The organism is Acetobacterium sp. K1/6, assembly GCF_034438075.1.
Lineage (GTDB): Bacteria > Bacillota > Clostridia > Eubacteriales > Eubacteriaceae > Acetobacterium > Acetobacterium carbinolicum.
In genome coordinates, this window is record NZ_JAXQGA010000057.1 from 1 (window position 1) to 2383 (window position 2383).

General features: G+C 48.7%; 2 protein-coding genes. Both read right to left on the bottom strand.

Annotated elements, in window-relative coordinates:
* Positions 1–112: 112 nt before the first annotated feature.
* Entirely contained in the window at positions 113–874 is a 762-nt protein-coding gene (gene istB / locus U2P91_RS17775; protein ID WP_111887148.1) for an IS21-like element helper ATPase IstB, read from the bottom strand.
* Complete coding sequence (istA, locus tag U2P91_RS17780; protein ID WP_111888626.1) at positions 852–2381, bottom strand: IS21 family transposase; 1530 nt, start codon at positions 2379–2381, stop codon at positions 852–854. Before istA ends, istB begins: the two co-directional genes overlap by 23 nt.
* Between the last annotated feature and the right edge of the window lie 2 nt (positions 2382–2383).

Sequence of the window (2383 nt, forward strand, 5' to 3'; positions counted from 1 at the left end):
TGCAGAAAGTTGCAAGTTAAAAATACAGAATGTTGCATTATGGAAAATCCATAGTTTTGCAAGCTAAAATGCGAAGCAATTTCATGAGCAATCTAAACATTGCAGGCAATTATTATTTTTTCAATTGATTGTCCGATATTGAGCGATATAATTCATTGATGCTGGATTCCCGCATCCGGTTACTGGGTCCCGGAAACATGAGCAGGTGGCAGTGATGAAGGAGCCGATCCAGCATGGCAGCCGTCATCTGTTCATCATAGAGCACATTGACCCATCGGGAAAATTCAAGGTTGGTATTAAGAATGATAGACCGACGTTCATAACAATCGGATATGATTTCGAACAGGAGCTGTGCTCCCGTTCGGTCCAGTGGGACATAACCATATTCATCCAGAATAATCACTTCGGCTTTATTCAGTTTTTTCAGAAAAGCGGTCAGGGTACCGGCTACTTTGGCTTCCGACAGTTTATTCACCAGGGCGGCCGTTCGAAAGAATTTAACCGGGATTCCCTGTCGACAGGCGGCAACGCCGAGTGCGGTTGATAGCATAGTTTTGCCGGTTCCGGTGCCACCATAGAGAATCAGATTCTTCTTTTCGTGGATAAAGGCCAGGGATTTCAGGCCTTCTGGAGTCAGATCCGAAGGCAGGGTGATTTCATCAAAGCGATATCCTTCAAAGGTGTGAATCCCATAGAAACCGGCGCTGGTAACCAACTTTTGGGTGCGGGTGAGTTCCCGGTAATGGAGTTCATCACTAAGCAACTGATGCAGATATTCCTGGTGACTGCTGCCTTCGGTGGTTTGCGCCAACTCGGCCAGATTGCGACTCAGACGCAGTTTCCGGCAGCATTCAAAGATTTCTTTGTCGAGCATATCCGTCAGCCCCCTTTCCCTGAAGCAAGATATCATAGGCCGTCAGATTGGGCTGCATCGGGATCATTTTGGGAATGCCCGGAGCAAGGGTCATTGCAGGCAGCTCAGGTACATCCGAATACAACCGCCGGTAAAGACTCTCCAGACTATCGGCATCTCGCGCCTGATGAGCAATTGCATGGTTAACGGTATTTACGGCACTGTCAAAACCGGTGCGACTGGTCAACTCGGAAAGAACCTTGAGGATCTGTCCAACTTCGCTGCCTGAACAGGTGGCCAGATAGGTTTGCATGGTTTCCGGCATCAGCTCATAGATCCCAGTATATTTCAGGGCTCGGGGTCGCAGGGATAATTGTTTCAGATAGGGCAGCCAGTCCATCTGCTCTTGTTTGGTATCTCCGTAAAGACGCCGGTGGCGAACAATTTCACGAAAGTTTTCATCTTGAATAATCACCAGCGCTGAAGTTAAAACCAGATGAACCGGGCACTGGGCGTACTTTGGAGCCACCGAATAAGCATGCTGTCGTTTGTTCAGATAAATCCTGGCCCAGTTGTCGGCTTTGAGGGTTTGATGACCGGTGAGGTCAAACGCAATTCCGGGCAGTTTGTGGCAGGCCGTCAGATCAGCCTGAAACCGCTCCTCGATGGTTTCATCGTAGCGATAATGGTTCCGCCGGGCATCTTTCTCACACTCTGTCAGCAACTGCCGGTTATAATCCGACAGCGACAGAAAGCGGGGAACCGGTACCATGAAGTTGCGACGCTGATAGCCGACCTTGTTTTCGACGTTTCCTTTTTCATGGCCGGCCCCGGGATTCATGAAGACGGCTTTAAAATGGTAATGCTCCCGGAACCGTTCGAATTTGTCAGTCAGTTTTCGCCCGCCACCACGGATAATCTCGGTAACAATGACTTTCGTGTTATCAAACCAGAGTTCCCTTGGCACACAGCCAATGTGGCGGAATATGGCATCCAGCCCTTCCAGCAGGCATTCCATATTTTCCCCGTAGAACAGCTGCAGATAGCCTTTATTGCTGTATGGAAAAGAGACCTCCAGGTATTTTCCAGTCAGTTTTTGGCCATTTTCATAAAACTCAGCTGTACCAAAATCAACCTGCGCTTCTCCGGGTTGATGTACCAGTGGCAGATAGGCCTGTTTATTCTGCTTGAATATTTCCCGGTGTTTCACTGCGTAATAGCTGGCGACCGTCCGATAGGAGCAGTCAAAACCGGGAATTTCGGCCAGCAGGCGATGAAATACCCGTTTAGCTGTATGGCGCTGTTTGCGTGGGGCTGATTTGTCCTCAATCAGCCAGGAATCGATCATCTCCTTGTAGGGATCCAGTTTGGGACAGAATTGTTTCTCCAACGCCGGCTTTGGCGGCGGGCTGTTAAAATCAGTCTGATCAATGTATTTGCGTACCGTTCGCCAATCCAGGTGCAACGCTTCCGCAATCTGGGAAATATTTTCCCCTTTCTCATAAAAACGATTTCTGATATCATGTATCT